This is a genomic window from Parabacteroides merdae ATCC 43184 (assembly GCF_025151215.1).
Lineage (GTDB): Bacteria > Bacteroidota > Bacteroidia > Bacteroidales > Tannerellaceae > Parabacteroides > Parabacteroides merdae.
On the sequence record NZ_CP102286.1, the window covers coordinates 1,662,547 to 1,681,810 of the forward strand.

The following is a 19,264-nucleotide window of genomic DNA, read 5'->3' on the forward strand; positions in this document are numbered from 1 at the left end:
TCTTATGTTATTGCGTATCTGTTTATACTTGTTTTTATTATTTCTTCCGGCTAATTATACGACAACCAGAAGTTCGTCTCCCCTGATTCCGGCTGATCCCGCGGCGGCCATGTCTTCGGTATGCCGACAGCTCTATGCTGATATGCAGCTGGATAGTATGGTGGACTATACCGCTTTCGAACAGGCGATAACCGGAGCACAGGCAATCGAACGGCGTAACAAGGATATCATTACCCTGATCGACTTCACAAAGCCTTCCACAGAAGAACGGCTTTACGTCCTGGATATCCGGCATAAGAGACTCCTGTTCTCCTCTCTCGTCTCACACGGAAAAAACAGCGGAGGAAATTACGCCACTTCTTTCTCCAACAAAGTCAATTCTTACAAAAGTTCATTGGGATTTTTCGTTACGGAAAATACCTATCAGGGCAAAAATGGCTATTCCTTAGTCCTGAACGGCTTGGAAAAAGGAATCAACGACCGGGCAAAAGAACGGGCGATCGTAGTGCACGGGGCGAATTATTGCAGCCCGTCTGTTGCCGTCTCGACGGGCCGCTTAGGAAGAAGTTTCGGTTGTCCCGCCCTACCCCCGTCGCTTGCCAAGCCGATCATTAACACCATCAAGGACGGGACCTTACTCTACATCTATGCCAACGACAAGGAGTATCTGAGTCAAAGCACGATCTTATCAACCGGAAGATCGATTTCCCCGAACTCGATCATCGCATTGAACAGCCTGATACGGGAATAGCCCGGCAAATCCTCCGGACGGATATCACCTGCAACCAGCTCTCCCTGATCCAGCAACGAAGCCCTCTTCGTCCCTGCCAGCAACGGTGCGGAGGGAGTGATCCATTGTTTCCTGTTCCAGAATGCCACGTTGCAAATAGAGGTGTCGGTCAACAACCCTTTCCGGACGACCAACACATCATCTTCTGTCTCGCGACACGCGAACAAGCGGTTCAGCACACTCCGATCTCTGCTTTTATACCGATAGTCGGCTTCGTCATCGACAACCAACCGCAAAGAGGATACTGGGCGGAAGTGATAGGCGGCATACTCCACGTTCCGGATATCCACATCATATTCGACCCGACACTTCGTCCGCTCCCGATAGTTCACGGGGCGGATGTAATCGTTCAAATCAAGCACATCGGTTTGACATAGCACGTTCCGACGTGTCTCATTCATACGCCGGTTATGGTAGGATAGGTTATGAATCCGCCCGTTCTCGATCCGGATTGTTTCAATAAATAGGGACATATACTTTCTGCTTCATTTCATTATATTCGCTTGTCAAATCACTTTGGGAAGTGATTCCCCCTCCACTCTTAAAGATCAACGAGCCATCCGCCTGCTGTTCCAAAAAGCGGATCATAACGGCACTGTCCAGGCTATTCCCGTCAAAATAGCCCATGACACCCGTATAAAACCCCCTTTCGTAGGTCTCGGCTTCCGCGATAATCTCCATTGTCTTCTTTTTAGGCGCCCCGGTAATGGAACCTGCCGGAAGGAGCCGGAAGAACAAATCTCCCACTTCAGCCTGCCAACCTCCGGCAAGACGGCCCCGGATCTCCGAACTGACCTGCAACAAAGCCCCCTGATGTGTCGGTAGTTCGTCTATGTAGCGATAACGGGTCACCATCACCTCGGTCGCCACCATACTGAGGTCATTGCGGATCAGGTCGACAATCGTAGCATGTTCAGCCGTTTCCTTCGGATCCTCTAATATCCGCCTGCGAGCATCCGGCAATGTAGCATCGATCGTCCCTTTCATCGGATAGGAATAGATATGTTCATCCCGAATCTTCACGAATATCTCAGGAGAGAAAACGACAAAACAGTCTTTCATCCAGAGCTTATACCGGGCTTCCGAACTGACAAAAACGTCCTTCAAGCTCAGATCGGTCCGAACAGGAGTGGCGCAAGTCAGATTGACCAGGTAGGAGTTTCCGGCCCGGATATGTCCGACCACCTTATGAAACGAGTCGGCGTAGGCCGATTGTGTGATAGGGAATGTTTCCCATCGGATCGCAGAAGTTCGGTTCTCCCGATCATTCATACGGCTTGCAGTCGCAACATTCGTCACACCGTCCAGATTGTAGAGCAATGCCTCCGAATCGATCTGATCCGGCTCTTCCACAATCACCTGCTCTTGCTTGTAATCGATCACAAACAGGAAAGGCCGCCTTTCCGCACCCAATCGGTTCATACGGCAGACGGCCTCTATGCGGTTATAGAATCTCATATCAGAAAACGTTCGGTCAAACCACCAAAAGCATCGATACGGCGATCTCGGAAGAAAGGCCACCAACGGCGGACATTCTCGCTACGCGTCTTGTCGATCTCCACAATTCGTATTTCTTCATCATTATTGGAAAGTTCGGCCAAAAGTTCACCCTGCGGACCAGCGACGAAACTGTTTCCCCAGAACTGAATGCCATTCGTTTGTCTGGACGGATCGGCCTCGTGTCCTACCCGGTTTACCGTAACGACCGGAAGACCATTGGCTACGGCATGCCCCCGCTGAACAGTTACCCACGCTCCTAACTGGCGTTTTTTCTCTTCCTCCGTGTCACTGCTTTCCCAACCGATAGCTGTCGGATAAATCAGCAGTTCCGCTCCTTTCATCGCCATCAGGCGGGCTGCTTCGGGATACCACTGATCCCAACAAACCAATACACCCAATTTACCAACAGAAGTCTCGATCGGCTCAAATCCGAGATCACCGGGAGTAAAATAGAACTTCTCATAATAGGCCGGATCATCCGGAATATGCATTTTACGATATTTTCCGGCAATAGCGCCGTCTTTCTCAATAACGACAGCCGTATTATGATACAGACCGGGAGCTCGTTTCTCAAACAAAGAAAGTACCAGTACGATCCCCAGTTCCTTTGCCAACGCTCCGAAGCCCTCTGTAGAAGGTCCTGGAATCGGTTCAGCCTGATCGAACACTTCGGTATTCTCCGTCTGGCAAAAATAAAGCCCGTTATGCAACTCCTGCAAAACGACCAATTCAGCTCCTTGCAAAGCACAAGCCCGAATATTTTGTTTCAGTTTCTCAATATTAGCAGCCCGATCACTGCTATTCGCCTGCTGCACCAGCCCTAACTTCATGATTTATGATTTATAATTTATGATTTAGATTTGAAACCTCAATTGTCAATTGACACGACTCCCTCCGGGTACTGCATCGTCACACAATGTAGCGAACCATGTTGTTTAATCAACGGCAAGCAATTGATTCCTATAATCTCACGCTCCGGAAAAGCCTGTTGCAAAGCTTTCTTCGCCAGTTCGTCCTTCGGAGATTTATAATAGGGTAACAACACAGCCCCGTTGATAATCAAAAAATTGGCATAAGTGGCAGGAAGACGTTCTCCCTCCCATTCCACAGGGTCCGCCATCGGCAAGGCGATTAACCGGTAAGGTTTGCCGTCAGCCTGTCTGAAAGCCTGTAACTCCTGTTCCATCGCTTGCAGCTCCTCGAAATGTTCATCCGACTCATCCTTGCACTGCACGTACGCAATCGTATCTTCGCTACAGAACCGTGCCAGCGTGTCGATATGGCTGTCCGTATCATCACCGGCAAGATAACCATTTTCCAGCCATAAGATGCGTTCAAAGCCGAAGACATCCTTCAGATAGGCTTCCAACTCTTCCTTTTGCAGATATTCGTTCCGATTCTGAGACGAAAGACATTCGACCGTCGTCAACAGTGTTCCCTTGCCATCCGATTCGATACTGCCGCCTTCCAAGACAAACGGTTGCATATTGATGACCTGAACCCCGCCGGCAAATGTTCCCTGTACCGACAGGTTACGCGTAACCAGGTTATCCAGATTCGCCGCGAACTTCATCCCCCACCCGTTGAACACAAAGTCATACACGACTGGTTCTCCCTGGTCGAATACAGTAATACCGCCATGATCACGTGCCCAGGTATCATTCGTCGCCATCTCCCTGAAAATGATCCGGCTGTCATCCACATCGCCCAATTGTCTGCGTACTTCCTGTTCGTCCGGACAGACAATCAAGAGCTTCTCATGTTTGATCACCTCCTTGGCAATCGATACAAAACAAGGAATCACCTCGTCTAATATAGGCGCCCAATCCGTTTCATCATGCGGCCATGTCAACTGGACGGCACTTTGCGGATACCATTCCGCCGGTAATATGATTTTATTTTCCATCTGCGTTTAATAAAATATGCGATTGTATTGCGGCACAAATATAGGCTTATTTTCCATCATTCTTAATACAAAGATTCTATCACCTCTGTCAACTTGCTGTTTTTCTTCCACGTCTCAAGCAAACAAAGAAGCGGTGCGTATGTCACCTTCGGCCAGTTATTGACTGTTTGAAGTTCCGCAAAAACTTCCAATAACCGCTTTAAATCCTTTACCGGATTTTCCGGCAGGCAAGACAAGAAAGAGACAAACAGCACAGACAGTTCTTTGTTATGAAAAGATGATCTATTTATCAACATTTCGACAACCAAACCTGAAACTCTCTGCGCAGGAGCCCATTCCAACGCTTGGATCTTCCCCAACACCCGACCTAATGCCACATTGTCTATCAGGTCTTTTTCCACAAGTTCGCCCCAAAGATTCGCCGCACACAAACGAATAGGACGATCAATGCTCAACAGGCACACCGCCAGGTATGTCAAAGCCATCCCCCCTCTCCACTCCAAATCAAGTTCGCGCAGGGTATCAAGAGCAACCAGGTTAAGCCTTGCTAGTTCCAAATCGTTCCAATAAGCATCTCTTACGCGATCCCGCACCAATAAAGCCAACCAAATCCGAGGTGCATTCGGAGAAAGCAACAAAAATCTCTTCAGGTCCTTCTCCCGCAAAGGAACCTTCCAAAAAGTCTCCACCAAAAGCGGAATACGGGAACAAGGACGATAAGCCATATATAAGGCATAACCTCCAAACCTCCACTTTATCGCAACATTCTTACTTGCCGGCGGAATCAACTGCAAGATACGATCGACTTTCCCAAACGGCTTTTCGAAAGTAAATACATCGCATGGAATATCTCCCGTCAGATAGGCCCGGTTCACAGCAGAATAAGGAAAATCCTTGAACTCGTCATAGACGGTATCAGGACTTTTGACCAAAGCGGCGGTCATCCAGACAGCCTGAAACGTAAAAGGACCATTAGGGCGTGCTTCCGGCTTGAACAAGAAAAGCAATAGCTCGCGATATTCGCCCGCCAACTCTTGTTCGGCTAACCGGACAGCCTCTTCCGTATCATCCAATGCCACACGCGAAAGTGCGATTTGAAAGTCCAGACTGTCCGGTTTGATTCTCTTTTTCTGATATGCAGACAACCGGGAGACAAGCACGGACGGATCGATCCAAGCCGGACGGTGGGTCGGTGTCGATAGCAAAGGCAATGTATTATAATCTTTTATCCGGTTAAAAGCCAATTTTACAAGATCCAGATAGGGTTTATAGTCCTGAAATGATTGTTGTTTCGAGCTTTTGACACGTCTTTCCGATCCGGTAAGCATTTGAGCATAATCAAGAAGAAAAGACGCTGCCAGCACATCCAATTCTCCTACCCCGTCTTTTCCTCCCTCCACAACGGTACGGGCCATTTCGAAAACCGGAACCATACGTTCCACATCCTCCTGCTTTACAAACGGATGCATACGGGACAAAGAAGCCAAAAGTAAATCGATATGGAAACTCTCTTCGTTATCCATCGACCGGCCCATCAGAGAAACCAGCCCATCCATATTCGTGACATCTGGAATACGCATTTCTTCCCGAATGAAGGGTTGTTTTTCTATTCTTTCCATACTACTTCAATATTGTGCGATACAAATATACGGAGAAAAATACACCCATCAGACAAAGTCTCCATTTACCCTTGTGTTTTCCGGTATTCCATGGGGGTCATGCCATATTTGTCTCTAAAAATGCGCTGGTAGGTTCGCACATTGCCAAAACCGGAATCGATAGCGACAGCCTCAATCGTATAATGCTTGAAATCTTTCAGCAGCACAAGCGAATAATCGAGTCTCAGCCGATTGATGTATCCGTTGAAATTTTCGCCTGTGAAAGTCTGCAATAACGGAGAGATACGATTTTTCCCAACAGGTGTCCATCAAGACGATGATCCTACGCCGACAGTTGTTGAAGAACCCGATTGGAAATTGGAATTGGTGGAAAACGATCCTGAACCGGAATGGGAAATGCCGGAAAGCGGAATCTATAAGGCTTCCGAATCTTTCCCCTTCATTAATGAAGGAGTGAAAGGCACCGAAGAAGAGCCTTTCACGATATCTTTACAACCTGTTGTAAATTGACACTAAACTCCAATAAAAAGAAGGTGTGTCGTAATACCCGATGCGCCTTCTTTTTTTCGTTGACTATAAAAATCGGCTCATTTTTTTAAGCTGCGACATTTTGAGGATTTCTTCGATTTATGTGTTCCCAGCATCTAAATATAGCTACTGTAAGCTCATAAAACAGTCCAGTCAGCCAATCCATACCTTCTTTAGCCATTTTTGCACATATCTTTTTTATATTGAAGGCAATGGCAAAGAAGGCAAAATCCATGAAGACCTTGTCCTTTCCAAAATGGCGGAAACGTTTGTAATTCATATTGTTTTTCATTTGTCCGAACACGGCTTCCGGTTCTATGCATCTCTGTCCTCTGTGTTTCAGCCCTTCCTCGGAGCAGAGCTGCTCTTTGGCTTTTTGCCTGTATTTTCTGAGCCTGTGATTCAGTTCTATCGTCCTGTTTCCTTTTGCTTTAAAACAACGGCATCTCGCTGACATATCCGGATGCGGTTTTCACATGTATAGTACCTATCCTCCGCATCCTTTGTCCCATAGGGCAGATGCAAAAGTCATGTTCTTCATTGTAGTAGAAGTTTTCTGCCTTGAACGGATCCGGTTTGAATCTCGGCCGCTGCTCCATGTGGAAATAGTTATATTTGACGTAAGCTTCCATGCCGTTCTCTGACATGAAGCGGTAATTCTCCTCGGAACCATAGCCGGAATCGGCAACCACCGTATGAGCCATCCGGTCATACCTGTTTGAAAAAGATTGCAGGAAAGGGATCATGGTCAGTGTATCCGTAGGGTTCGGGAAGAGTGCAAAATCGGTGATGAACTGGTTCTCGGTGCCGATCTGAAGGTTGTAACCGGGCTTCGTCTGCCCGTTACGCATGGCATCCTCCTTCATTCTCATGAAAGTTGCGTCCTTGTCCGTCTTGGAATAGGAATTCCTCTCTTGCAGCGTGTCCAGATGACTGTCGTATTCCTGGAGTTTGTCCCTATGTTCTTCCAACTCCTTCAGCTGTTTGCGTCTCTTTTTCAGCTCAGTCTTTTCCTCCTTGGTGGAAGGCTCGGGAACCTGTTCCAGCACATGACGTAATTCTCCCGCCATTTCGGTCAGCATGGCCGGAGTGAACTCAACCTCCTCATTACTTTCCGAAGACTTTTCTTGGGCGATGACATCGTCTATCTGCCCTAGCAGGACATGTATCTTCTTCATCAGGCGTTCACGGTTCCGCTCAACCGTTTTTCGCCAAACGAAAGTATACTTGTTGGCTTTGGATTCAATCTTTGTCCCGTCAATGTATTCCACGTTCAGGCTGATGAAGCCTTTGGAAGAGAGAAGAAGTACGGTTTGGGTAAACATCTCGTTGATTTCCTTCTTCACCCGATTGCGGAAACGGTTGATGGTAATGAAATCCGGTTTCTCATATCCGGCAAGCCAGATATAATGAATGTCACGATGAAGGAGCTTTTCGATTTTCCGGCAGGAGTAGACGTTGTTCATGTAGGCATACAGAATGACCTTGAGCATCATCTGGGGATGGTAAGGGCTGCGGCCACATTCCTTATATAGCTTCCTGAAACTTTCAAGATTCAGGCCCTCAACCAGGGCGTCAACCATGCGCACCGGATCGTTATCTGCAATATCCTCATCTATTCTTTGAGGAAAAAGCACTGTTTGGTTGGGATTGTAAGGACGAAAATGTATCTTTGCCATAGTATAAATTCTTATGCCTAAAGATACAAAATCTTCAGGTTATAACAAAGCCCCAGCTTGTGAAAGTCGGGGCTTTGGGCATAAAAAAAGAAGGTGAGAATTTTGACACACCTTCTTTCCAAACGCAACGAATAAATTATTAATTACTTACACTCTTATTATTTCTTACAGTCGCAAGAAGAGTAAGCCACTAACATCCAAACCAATTTTTCCTGTTCCTTCAGGTAATCGCTCATCAATGCTACTGTCGCCTCGTCTCCGGATTCGGAAGCCAAAGAAAGTAATTTACGTTCTTCGGCAATAAACTGGCCGTAAGTGTCCAGAACGTTTTCCAACGCTTCGTCTGCACAAGATACGCCCGACACCTCCTTTACTTTGGCAACTTTCAGATATTCACTGAATTTGTTAACCGGAACACCACCTAACATCAGGATACGCTCAGCCAGTTCATCTACCTTTTCAGCGGCATCGTTATACATATCTTCGAACTTGCTGTGGAGAACAAAGAAACCGTGTCCCTTAATGTTCCAATGGAAACCGCGAAGGTTTGTATAGAATACCTGATAATCGGCTAATAACTGTTGTAATGCTTCAACTACTTTACCTGCAGCAACTGCATCCAAATGGATATAATCTAATGTCTTCATAATACTTTACTTTTTAATTGTTATACTTTTCGTTTTTCTTGTACTGCAAAGATACATCAGATATAAGTACCTGTCAAACAGATAATTTTTATACACAAATAGATATACTCTATCACACTTCCGGCAGAACGGATTACCAGTCCGATACCGAAGACGCAGCATTCGTCGGAATGATACTTTTACACAAATATTCCATACCTGCCTGCTCTTGCTTTCAAAACATATATGCTTTGAACACGAAACATATATGTTTTGAAATCGAATCATATATGTTTCGCATTGCATTTCATGATTTTTTCCTACCTTCGTAAAAATTATCAATACAGAGTCCGTAACAACAAACAAAGAATATTATGAATATACAACAACTCGAATACATCCTGGCTGTAGACACATACCGCCATTTTGCCAAAGCTGCAGAACATTGCCGCGTAACTCAACCGACATTAAGCATGATGATCCAGAAACTGGAAGATGAACTGGGCGTGAAACTTTTCGACCGCAATATCCAGCCGGTCTGCCCTACCCCTGCCGGCCGTAAGGTGATCGATCAGGCACGTGTAGTCCTCTACCAGACTTCTCTGATTAAAGATATCGTAAACGAAGAAGAGCAATCTTTGAAAGGTACGTTCCGTCTCGCCGTGTTACCGACGATTGCTCCTTATCTGCTTCCCCGCTTTTTCCAGCAAGTATCGGAGAAGCATCCTGATCTGGATATCCGCATTCTGGAAATGCAAACGGCTCCTACAACGAAAGCCCTCCTAAACGGCGAAATAGATGCTGCCATCATCGCAAACCAACCGACGGAGGTGCAGCTACAGGGAGACATCCTATATTACGAACAGTTTTATGCTTACGTAGCCCGTAACGAAAGCGTGTTCAAGAAAGAGATGGTCCGCTCCGCCGATATCAGCGACGAACGTCTTTGGTTGCTGGATGAAGGACATTGTTTCCGCGATCAGCTGATGCGTTTTTGCCAAATGGAAAAGGTCAAACTCCGTCAGGCAGCCTACCGTCTGGGAAGTCTGGAGACTTTTATGCGTATGGTTGAAAGCGGCAACGGCGTCACTTTTATTCCGGAACTGGCTACCTATCAGTTAAGCGAACAGCAAAAAGAACTGGTACGCCCGTTTGCCATCCCCAAACCGGCACGTGAAATCGTCTGGGTAACCCGCAAAGATTTTATCCGGCATTCGGTCGCCGGTATTCTGATCGAAAGCATCCGAAAATCTGTTCCAAAAGAAATGCGTACGCTGCAAGCGGGGTTGCGAGTGGTCTGAAACGGAATTGTCTTTCATAGGACAGTAAAATTTGGAAAGCCGGCAATTTAAACACATGACCGATTCATGTCTATCTGGCTAAAAAACACCCCTGACGAAATAAATATTTCGGATGCGATGAAAAAAAATATCACTTTATGCTTGTAGTTTCCAAAAAAGCGTTACTTTTGCTGCGTATTTAAAAACAAAGAGACAAAATGAATCGATTTAGCTTTACATATTACTTTTATTACTTTTACTTTAGCAGAGTGAAGGCAGGAGTTTGTATGTAAAGCATTGATGAATGAATGTATATATCAATAACAAAATATGAAGTCCTGCCGGTTTCGGTGGGACTTTTTTGTTATTGAAAATTGAGAATTGAAAAATAATAGATAAAGAGAAGATGAAAAAGAAAGTAGCAATCCAGGGAATAGCCGGTTCGTATCACGATATAGCCGCCCGTAATTATTTCGAAGGTGAAGAAATTGAAATTATCGGTTGCAACACATTCAGAGATGTTATTTCGACCATCAAGAAAGATCCTTCCATTCTGGGAATGATGGCGATCGAAAATACGATTGCAGGCAGCTTGTTGCAGAACCATGAGTTGATCCGCGAAAGCGGTTTGCAAGTTATCGGCGAATACAAACTGCGCATATCCCACTCGTTGGTTGCACTTCCAGGGACCAATATCCACGATGTCAAAGAAGTCAACTCTCACCCGATCGCCCTAATGCAATGTACCGATTTCCTCGATACGCTACCTAACGCAAAAGTGGTCGAGAAGGAAGATACCGCCATGAGCGCCCGGTGGATTTCGGAAAACCAACTGAAGGGACACGCCGCCATCTGTGGGAAACTGGCCGCCCAGATCTACAACATGGAAGTCCTTGCCGAAGGGATCGAGACAAACAAACGAAACTTCACCCGCTTTTTGGCAATAGCCGACCGATGGACGGCAGACGAGATGCTCAAAGGTGAAGACAAAAACAAAGCGTCGGTCGTTTTCGCTCTCCCCCACACAGCCGGCAGCCTCTCCAAAGTTCTCTCCGTCCTTTCCTTCTACGACATGAATCTTTCTAAAATACAATCCTTGCCAATCATCGGCCGCGAATGGGAATATCTGTTCTATATCAATCTGACATTTACGGACTACCTGCGTTACAAACAGGCATTGGATGCTATCAGACCATTGACAAAAGACTTAAAAATATTAGGTGAATATGCAGAAGGAAAACAAAGTGTATAACATTACCCCCGCTAATCGCGTAGGTAGCGTACAGGAATACTACTTTTCCAGGAAACTGAAAGAAGTAGCCGAAATGAACGCCGCTGGTAAAAATGTGATCAACCTCGGCATTGGCAGTCCCGATCTTCCCCCTTCGGAACAGACAATCGAGACATTGTGTGAACATGCTCGTAAGCCGAACGAACATGGTTATCAGCCGTATGTAGGTATTCCTGAACTGCGTAAAGGATTCGCCGATTGGTATAAGAAATGGTATGACGTGGATCTTGATCCGAAAACAGAGATCCAACCGCTGATCGGTTCCAAAGAGGGAATCCTGCACATATCGCTGGCATTCTTGAATCCGGGCGATGGCGTGCTGGTTCCCAACCCCGGCTATCCGACCTATAGTTCGGTTAGCAAACTGGTTGAAGCCAATCTGATCCCTTACAAACTGAAAGAAGAATTAGGCTGGCAACCGGACTTCGAAGAACTGGAAAAAATGGATCTCTCGAACGTCAAACTGATGTGGACCAACTACCCCAATATGCCGACAGGAGCTAATGCCAGCATGGAACTGTACGAAAAACTGGTCGCTTTCGGAAAGAAGCACGGAATCATCATTTGCAACGACAACCCGTATAGTTTCATTCTGAACGAACATCCGCTAAGCATCCTGGCCGTACCGGGAGCCAAAGACATCTGTATAGAAATGAACTCCATGAGTAAAGCGCACAATATGCCAGGCTGGCGTATGGCAATGCTCGCTTCCAATGCCCAATTCGTACAGTGGGTCCTGAAAGTAAAAAGCAATATCGATTCCGGACAGTTCAAGCCGATGCAATATGCGGCCGTCGAAGCATTGAGCGCACCGAAGGAATGGTATGACAATATGAACCGTGTATACCGCAGTCGCCGTGATCTCGCCGGACAGATCATGCACACGTTGGGATGCGAATACGACGAAAAGCAGGTAGGTATGTTCCTTTGGGGGAAAATCCCAGCCGGAGCAGAAGGCAGCGAAGCAATAGCCGACAGAGTCCTGTACGAAGCCAACGTATTTCTAACGCCGGGATTTATCTTTGGCAACCTGGGCGAACGTTACATCCGTATCTCGCTCTGCTGTAAAAACGAGACATTGGAAGAAGCTTTGAAGAGAATAAAAAAGATTTATGATTTATAGTTTATGATTTATGTATCACCATCCAATCATATTCTCAAATCATAAATCATAAACTATAAATCATAAATTACAAATCATCATACAGTCATGGAAATGGAATTAGAATCAATCATGTTACCCGGTATAGACCCGCAACGTCCTATTGTAATCGCCGGTCCGTGTAGCGCTGAGACAGAAGAGCAAGTAATGGAAACGGCCAGAGGAATCGCAGACAAAGGCATCAAGTTGTTCCGCGCAGGAATCTGGAAACCTCGTACCAAACCGGGTGGATTCGAAGGAATTGGTGCAGAAGGCTTGCAATGGTTGAAACGGGTAAAAAAGGAAACAGGTATGTATGTGGCTACCGAAGTGGCAACGAAAGACCATGTTTTCGAAGCATTGAAAGCAGGGATCGACGTGTTGTGGATCGGAGCCCGTACAACGGTTAATCCGTTCGCCGTACAGGAGATCGCCGATGCACTGAAAGGAGTAGATGTTCCTGTCTTGATCAAGAACCCGGTCAATCCGGATTTGGAACTGTGGATCGGAGCTTTCCAGCGTCTCTATGGTGCCGGTATCCGTCGTCTGGGAGCCATCCATCGCGGTTTCAGCTCTTATGATAAGAAGATGTACCGCAACCTCCCGCTCTGGCATATCCCCATCGAACTTCGTCGCCGCATGCCGAACCTGCCTATTTTCTGTGATCCGAGCCATATCGGAGGCAAACGCGAACTGATCGCTCCTCTCTGCCAGCAGGCTATGGACTTGAGTTTCGATGGTTTGATCATCGAATCGCATTGCAACCCCGATTGCGCTTGGAGCGACGCTTCACAGCAGATCACACCGGATGTATTGGATTACGTTCTGAATTTATTGGTTATCCGCGACTCCAACCAGACAACGGAAAACTTGGCTGAACTCCGCCGCCAGATCGATGGTATCGACGAACAACTACTGGAACTGCTGGCTAAACGTATGCGTATCTCCCGCGAGATCGGCGTGTACAAAAAAGAGCACAATATGCCAATCCTGCAATCACCGCGCTACAGCGAAATTCTGGAAAAGCGTTCCAATATGGGTGAACAGATGGATTTGAGTACGGACTTTGTAAAAGAAATCTTGAAAGAAATCCATGAAGAATCCGTCCGCCAGCAGATGATCATCATGAATGAACAATAATAATAATGTGCCAATGAGCTAATATGCCAATGGGACATTCTCTTTAATTGGTACATTGGCACATTATTATGGACACATTAATACATTAAACAATTACTGATAATGAAAATATTGATATTGGGTGCAGGGAAGATGGGATCTTTCTTCACCGATTTACTTAGTTTTGAACATGAAGTAGCCGTACTTGAGAGCGATCCGAAACGGATGCGTTTCATATACAACGCCCTTCGCCTACAGAAGCCGGAAGAAGTTGCCGAATTCAAACCCGAATTAGTCATCAATTGCGTGACACTAAGCTATACGATCGAAGCATTCAAGAGTGTCATGCCTTACCTGCAGCCATACTGTATCATCTCGGATATTGCATCGGTCAAGACACACCTGAAAGAATTTTACGAAACATGTGGCTTCCCGTATGTTTCTACCCACCCGATGTTTGGTCCGACATTCGCCAATTTGGGACAACTGGAGAAAGAAAATACGATCATTATCTCCGAAGGGGATCATCTGGGAAAAATATTCTTCAAAGATATCTATTCCAGCCTGCGCCTACATATCTGCGAATATACTTTCGAAGAACATGACAAAGTCGTGGCTTATTCGCTCGGTATTCCGTTTGCATCCACAATGGTATTCGCTGCCACGATGAAACACCAGGATGCTCCGGGTACAACTTTCAAACGTCACATGAAGATAGCCAGAGGCCTGCTTTCCGAAGACGACTATCTATTGACGGAAATCCTTTTCAACCCGCGCACACCTCATCAGATCGCACGCATTCAAGAGGAACTGGATATCTTGCAGGAAATTATCAAAAACAAAGATTCGGAAAGAATGAAAGAATACCTGACCAAGATCAGGAAGAATATCGAATAATACAGTTCAATACACCGCTTTCCAAGATACAATCTGGTAACAACAAATCGTTCCACAGCTGTGAGTCGTCCAGCTCACACTTGTGGAACAACTTATTTAATGACTTCATACCATAAAACAAACGATCATGAACAACATCATCCACTTTATGGCAAGACTATCATTGCTATATTCCCTGTTATGGAGCATTTCCATTCACGCTTATGCACACAGCCGAGATACCGACCCAAACTCCACATATCCGACACCGGACCGTCTTTTCCACATTGCACGTAGCTTGAACCGCAACCTCGTCTGTTATGATGCCAACCAAACCAATGGCAAACTAGACACCAAAGAACCCATAAAAGTTTACTGGCTGAATCGAGAAATGGAACCGGGAAAAACTAACGGACTAAGTTTCATACAAAAAAAGATGGCCTACGGCTACAAAGTGGTTTCAATAACAGAACATACTTGCACGATTACCCTAACGGCTTATCCGGAAAAGAAACTGACGATCTGTAGGGAGGGAGATCACTTCGTCTGCCATGTCAAGATAGACAATCGGCAGGCTATCCTACAATCTTTGTATGTCAAGGCCAGCCCCAACAATCCGCTAAATGTGGAATACGTGGAACTGCAAGGCATAACAACCGATACTGGCGTCCCTGTTACGGAAAAGGTCAGCAAATAAAAAAGAAATACGGTTGCTATCAACGACACAGGTCTTTGAACTTTTTTGCAACTATTTTGCAACTAAAAAATGTAAAAACCGCTTGAAAAGCGTATTTTTGTCCTTGTATTTCAAAAAAGAGTGTTTTACGGATGAAGGTATGTATAGCTGAAAAGCCCAGTGTAGCACGCGAAATTGCAGAAGTTCTCGGGGCAACCAAAAAGATGAACGGGTATATTGAAGGAAACGGGTATCAGGTAACCTGGACTTTCGGACATCTGTGCACTCTCAAAGAGCCCAATGATTATTCAGAGAACTGGAAACGATGGAGTCTAGCTTCCCTCCCAATGATCCCGCCTCGATTCGGGATCAAGTTGATCAGCAACCCGACATACGAACAGCAATTCAAAACAATCGAAGAACTGATGCAGAATGCCGAAATGGTTATCAACTGCGGAGATGCCGGCCAGGAAGGAGAACTGATCCAGCGTTGGGTGATGCAAAAGGCTGGCTGTAAATGCCCGGTCTACCGCCTATGGATATCTTCGTTGACAGAAGAAGCGATCCGCGAAGGTTTTCAACATTTGAAAGAACAGTCCGACTTCACCAAGTTATACGAAGCCGGTCTTTCCCGCGCCATCGGTGACTGGCTGTTAGGAATGAACGCAACGCGCCTTTATACGCTCCGCTACGGACAAAATCGGCAAGTGCTTTCCATCGGACGAGTACAGACACCTACCCTTGCACTCATCGTAAACCGACAAGCCGAAATAGACAACTTTAAGCCGGAACCTTATTGGGAACTGAAAACAGTTTACCGAAACACTACTTTCTCGGTTACCAAAGGCAAATTCACGAAGAAAGAGGAAGGAGAAGCTTTCCTGGAAATAGTCCGGCAAAAAGAATTCACCGTCACCGACATATCAGAAAAGAAAGGGAAGGAATATGCTCCCCGCCTTTTCGACCTGACTTCGTTGCAGGTGGAATGTAATAAAAAATTTGCTTTCACGGCTGACGATACATTGAAGCTGATCCAGTCGCTATACGAAAAGAAAGTGACAACCTACCCGCGTGTCGACACCACTTTTCTAAGTGACGATATCTATCCTAAAGTTCCCAACACACTTAACGGCCTGGTTGACTATATCGACCTGACGGCCTCGCTGTTGAAAGCGAAAATACGGAAAGACAAACGTGTATTCGACAACTCGAAGGTGACAGACCACCATGCCATCATCCCGACCGGTGTACCAGCACGTAACCTGACGGACAACGAACGGAAGGTGTACGACCTGGTGGTCCGCCGTTTCATCGCAGCTTTTTACCCAGACTGCGAAATCTCGACTACTACGGTATTGGGTAAAGTCGACAAAGTAGATTTCAAGGTAACAGGCAAACAGATACTGAAACCGGGATGGCGCGTTGTGTTCGGAGCAGAGCAGAAAGACTCGGACGCCGAACCGTCAGATGAAGAAGGCGTACTGCCGGATTTCGTAAAAGGAGAAAGTGGCCCCCACAAACCGACATTAGGCGAAAAATGGACACAGCCGCCCAAACCCTACACCGAAGCGACATTGCTCCGCGCCATGGAAACAGCCGGTAAACTTGTGGACAATGACGAATTGAGAGACGCATTGAAGGAAAACGGTATAGGCCGTCCTTCCACCCGCGCCGCCATCATCGAGACTTTATTCAAACGCAATTATATCCGCAAGGAACGCAAGAACCTGTTTCCTACAGCTACCGGTGTGGAACTCATCGACACGATACAGGAAGAGCTGCTGAAAAGCGCCGAACTGACCGGTCTTTGGGAAAAGAAACTACGACAAATCGAACGGGGCACCTACGAAGCCCGTACTTTTTTGGAAGAGCTTAAGCTGATGGTCCATCAAGTAGTGATCAACGTCCTCTCCGACCAGACCGGACGCACCATCACAATCGAGCAGGCTGCTCCGGAGAAGCCCCAAGCCGAAAAGGAGCCGAAAGGGAAAAAAACGCGCAAACCGCGTGCCAAGAAGGAAAAGACTGCCGGTCAACCGGAATCAACAACCGTTCCTGCAAAGCCGGTATGCCCGATTTGTAAGAAAGGTAGCATCCTGCGTGGGAAAACGGCTTACGGCTGTTCCGAATATAAAGATGGTTGTACTTTCCGCATGGATTACGCCACCTACGGCGAAGGATTGTCGGATGAGGAATTAGTGAAGGTGATCAGTGGAATCAGAAAGGATTAAACCGACAAATTGGTTTACACTTTCTTTACGACAAATCAAATATGAAAACATAATTAATAAAGAACTACAAAGTATTTTAAAACAAAATGGGATTTAATAATTAATCTAAAATCAATGAAAGAAGAATGGTTCCCTTTGGTTGATGAAAAGGGAGAGACAATAGGAAAAGCTACCCGTAAGGAGTGCCATAACGGATCGAAAATGTTACATCCGGTAGTGCACCTGCATATTTTCAATAAAGCAGGTGACCTCTACCTACAAAAGCGTTCGATAAACAAAGATATCCAACCCGGTAAATGGGATACAGCAGTAGGGGGGCATATTGACTACGGAGAGACGGTCGAAGATGCCCTTCACCGGGAAGTACGGGAAGAATTAGGGATAACAGATTTCATCCCGCAATTCATCACCCGTTATGTATTCGAATCGGCTATAGAAAAAGAGTTAGTCAACACCTACCGTACCATTTACGACGGTCCGGTCATCCCTGACCCTTCCGAACTGGACGGTGGACGTTTCTGGTCTCCTTCCGAAATCCTCGAAAATATGGGAAAAGGAATTTTCACACCCAACTTCGAAGATGAATATAAACGGTTATTCATGTAAACTACAAAAACACTAAAACAATGGCAAAAGAATTAGAACTCAAGTACGGCTGTAACCCCAACCAGAAGCCGTCGCGCATTTTCATGCAGCAAGGGGAGCTGCCCATAGAAGTCTTGAACGGACGTCCCGGATATATCAACTTCCTGGATGCTTTCAACAGCTGGCAATTAGTAAAAGAACTGAAAGAAGCAACCGGACTGCCCGCCGCCGCTTCCTTCAAGCACGTAAGTCCGGCAGGAGCCGCCGTAGGTATCGAGATGAACGATACGTTGAAGAAAATCTATTTTGTGGACGATCTTCCACTCACTCCGCTTGCAACCGCCTATGCTCGCGCCCGCGGTGCCGACCGTATGTCGTCCTACGGCGACTTCATCGCACTCAGCGACATATGCGACGAAGCGACTGCACGCCTCATCAACCGCGAAGTTTCCGATGGCGTCATTGCTCCCGACTATACGTTGGAAGCGCTTGAAATCTTGAAAAATAAACGGAAAGGCACTTATAATATCATCAAAATCGATCCAGACTACTGCCCCGCTCCTATCGAACACAAAGATGTTTTCGGCATCACATTCGAACAGGGACGTAACGAGATCAAATTAGACGAAAACCTGCTAACCAACATCCCGACCCTGAACAAAAATTTCCCAGACGAAGCGAAACGCGACCTGATCATCGCCCTTATCACACTGAAATATACGCAGAGCAACTCAGTCTGCTACGTTAAGGACGGACAGGCCATCGGTATCGGTGCCGGCCAGCAAAGCCGTATCCACTGTACCCGTCTGGCGGGCAACAAGGCAGATATCTGGTACTTACGCCAGCATCCGAAAGTAATGAATCTGCCTTGGATCGAGAAGATCCGTCGTGCAGACCGAGACAACACGATCGACGTCTACATCAGCGATGACCACGAAGATGTTTTGGCCGACGGTATCTGGCAACGGTTTTTCACTGAAAAACCGGAAATCCTGACACGCGAAGAAAAACGTGCCTGGCTGGACACACTTAAAGGCGTTTCATTGGGCTCCGACGCCTTTTTCCCCTTCGGTGACAATATCGAACGAGCACACAAAAGCGGCGTAGATTATATCGCACAGGCAGGCGGTTCCGTCCGTGACGATCATGTGATCGACACGTGTGACAAATACGGCATCGCAATGGCATTCACAGGTGTACGGTTGTTTCACCATTAACAAGGGAATTCTTGTTTTTAAAACATTAGTGTTTTTCACATTTGGTTCTTCGTCAATTAAGAGGTAACACTTGACAACCAAAGTTCAACAAATAAAGAAGTTTGAATGAAATCAATAGAGAATGATATACTTCTACATGCAATTGAATAAACCAATGAATAGCAAAATACAATAAATAGAAACCTCTAAATTGACGAAGA

Annotated in this window: 18 protein-coding genes and 1 pseudogene; 11 read left to right on the forward strand and 8 right to left on the reverse strand. The window is 46.2% G+C overall.

What is annotated here, in order from left to right:
• Positions 1 to 4 precede the first annotated feature (4 nt).
• A complete protein-coding gene (locus NQ542_RS06930; RefSeq protein WP_005648795.1) occupies positions 5 to 751 on the forward strand; it encodes a murein L,D-transpeptidase catalytic domain family protein in 747 nt (248 codons plus the stop codon).
• On the opposite strand, the gene NQ542_RS06935 is transcribed toward NQ542_RS06930, so the two are convergent.
• The 6 genes from NQ542_RS06935 to NQ542_RS06960 form a co-directional block, all read right to left on the reverse strand.
• Positions 673 to 1,263: an aminotransferase class IV gene (locus tag NQ542_RS06935; RefSeq protein WP_005638655.1), complete on the reverse strand. Its 591-nt coding sequence runs from the start codon at positions 1,261 to 1,263 to the stop codon at positions 673 to 675. The two genes, NQ542_RS06930 and NQ542_RS06935, sit on opposite strands and share 79 nt — an antisense overlap.
• Positions 1,247 to 2,248, reverse strand: a complete 1,002-nt coding sequence (locus NQ542_RS06940) for an aminodeoxychorismate synthase component I (RefSeq protein WP_005638657.1) — start codon at positions 2,246 to 2,248, stop codon at positions 1,247 to 1,249. The genes NQ542_RS06935 and NQ542_RS06940 overlap by 17 nt, the downstream gene beginning before the upstream one ends.
• Complete coding sequence (locus NQ542_RS06945) at positions 2,245 to 3,120, reverse strand: carbon-nitrogen hydrolase (protein ID WP_005638659.1); 876 nt, start codon at positions 3,118 to 3,120, stop codon at positions 2,245 to 2,247. Before NQ542_RS06945 ends, NQ542_RS06940 begins: the two co-directional genes overlap by 4 nt.
• 38 nt (positions 3,121 to 3,158) lie before the next feature.
• A complete protein-coding gene (locus NQ542_RS06950; RefSeq protein WP_005638661.1) occupies positions 3,159 to 4,196 on the reverse strand; it encodes an agmatine deiminase family protein in 1,038 nt (345 codons plus the stop codon).
• 62 nt (positions 4,197 to 4,258) lie between these two features.
• A complete protein-coding gene (locus tag NQ542_RS06955; RefSeq protein ID WP_005638663.1) occupies positions 4,259 to 5,815 on the reverse strand; it encodes a DUF7824 domain-containing protein in 1,557 nt (518 codons plus the stop codon).
• Between the two features lie 65 nt (positions 5,816 to 5,880).
• On the reverse strand, positions 5,881 to 6,087 hold the full coding sequence (locus NQ542_RS06960; protein WP_229032805.1) for a helix-turn-helix domain-containing protein: 207 nt from the start codon (positions 6,085 to 6,087) through the stop codon (positions 5,881 to 5,883).
• Here NQ542_RS06960 and NQ542_RS06965 point away from each other — a divergent pair.
• Complete coding sequence (locus NQ542_RS06965) at positions 6,074 to 6,325, forward strand: hypothetical protein (RefSeq protein ID WP_227945669.1); 252 nt, start codon at positions 6,074 to 6,076, stop codon at positions 6,323 to 6,325. The genes NQ542_RS06960 and NQ542_RS06965 overlap by 14 nt on opposite strands.
• Before the next feature lie 85 nt (positions 6,326 to 6,410).
• Here the strand turns inward: NQ542_RS06965 and NQ542_RS06970 are convergent.
• Both NQ542_RS06970 and NQ542_RS06975 read right to left on the reverse strand, forming a co-directional pair.
• Positions 6,411 to 8,022, reverse strand: a pseudogene (locus NQ542_RS06970) (IS1182 family transposase).
• A 158-nt stretch (positions 8,023 to 8,180) separates the two neighbouring features.
• Positions 8,181 to 8,669 (reverse strand): Dps family protein, encoded by a 489-nt coding sequence (locus tag NQ542_RS06975; RefSeq protein WP_005638674.1) that lies wholly within the window; start codon positions 8,667 to 8,669, stop codon positions 8,181 to 8,183.
• 353 nt (positions 8,670 to 9,022) lie between these two features.
• Here NQ542_RS06975 and NQ542_RS06980 point away from each other — a divergent pair, with 353 nt between their 5' ends.
• The 9 genes from NQ542_RS06980 to NQ542_RS07020 all read left to right on the forward strand — a co-directional run bounded on the left by NQ542_RS06980 (position 9,023) and on the right by NQ542_RS07020 (position 19,064).
• Positions 9,023 to 9,949: a hydrogen peroxide-inducible genes activator gene (locus NQ542_RS06980; RefSeq protein ID WP_005638680.1), complete on the forward strand. Its 927-nt coding sequence runs from the start codon at positions 9,023 to 9,025 to the stop codon at positions 9,947 to 9,949.
• A gap of 385 nt (positions 9,950 to 10,334) precedes the next feature.
• Positions 10,335 to 11,180, forward strand: coding sequence for a prephenate dehydratase (locus NQ542_RS06985; RefSeq protein ID WP_005638685.1), 846 nt, complete (start codon positions 10,335 to 10,337; stop codon positions 11,178 to 11,180).
• Positions 11,155 to 12,342, forward strand: a complete 1,188-nt coding sequence (locus NQ542_RS06990; protein WP_005638687.1) for a pyridoxal phosphate-dependent aminotransferase — start codon at positions 11,155 to 11,157, stop codon at positions 12,340 to 12,342. The genes NQ542_RS06985 and NQ542_RS06990 overlap by 26 nt, the downstream gene beginning before the upstream one ends.
• An 87-nt stretch (positions 12,343 to 12,429) precedes the next feature.
• On the forward strand, positions 12,430 to 13,500 hold the full coding sequence (locus NQ542_RS06995; RefSeq protein WP_005638688.1) for a bifunctional 3-deoxy-7-phosphoheptulonate synthase/chorismate mutase type II: 1,071 nt from the start codon (positions 12,430 to 12,432) through the stop codon (positions 13,498 to 13,500).
• 102 nt (positions 13,501 to 13,602) lie between these two features.
• Entirely contained in the window at positions 13,603 to 14,376 is a 774-nt protein-coding gene (locus NQ542_RS07000; protein WP_005638691.1) for a prephenate dehydrogenase, read from the forward strand.
• 127 nt (positions 14,377 to 14,503) lie between these two features.
• Positions 14,504 to 15,052, forward strand: a complete 549-nt coding sequence (locus NQ542_RS07005) for a DUF4833 domain-containing protein (RefSeq protein ID WP_005638693.1) — start codon at positions 14,504 to 14,506, stop codon at positions 15,050 to 15,052.
• A gap of 131 nt (positions 15,053 to 15,183) precedes the next feature.
• Positions 15,184 to 17,262: a DNA topoisomerase 3 gene (locus NQ542_RS07010; protein WP_005638697.1), complete on the forward strand. Its 2,079-nt coding sequence runs from the start codon at positions 15,184 to 15,186 to the stop codon at positions 17,260 to 17,262.
• Between the two features lie 114 nt (positions 17,263 to 17,376).
• Complete coding sequence (locus tag NQ542_RS07015) at positions 17,377 to 17,868, forward strand: NUDIX hydrolase (protein WP_005638701.1); 492 nt, start codon at positions 17,377 to 17,379, stop codon at positions 17,866 to 17,868.
• Between the two features lie 20 nt (positions 17,869 to 17,888).
• Complete coding sequence (locus NQ542_RS07020) at positions 17,889 to 19,064, forward strand: phosphoribosylaminoimidazolecarboxamide formyltransferase (RefSeq protein WP_005638703.1); 1,176 nt, start codon at positions 17,889 to 17,891, stop codon at positions 19,062 to 19,064.
• The last annotated feature ends 200 nt before the right edge of the window (positions 19,065 to 19,264 follow it).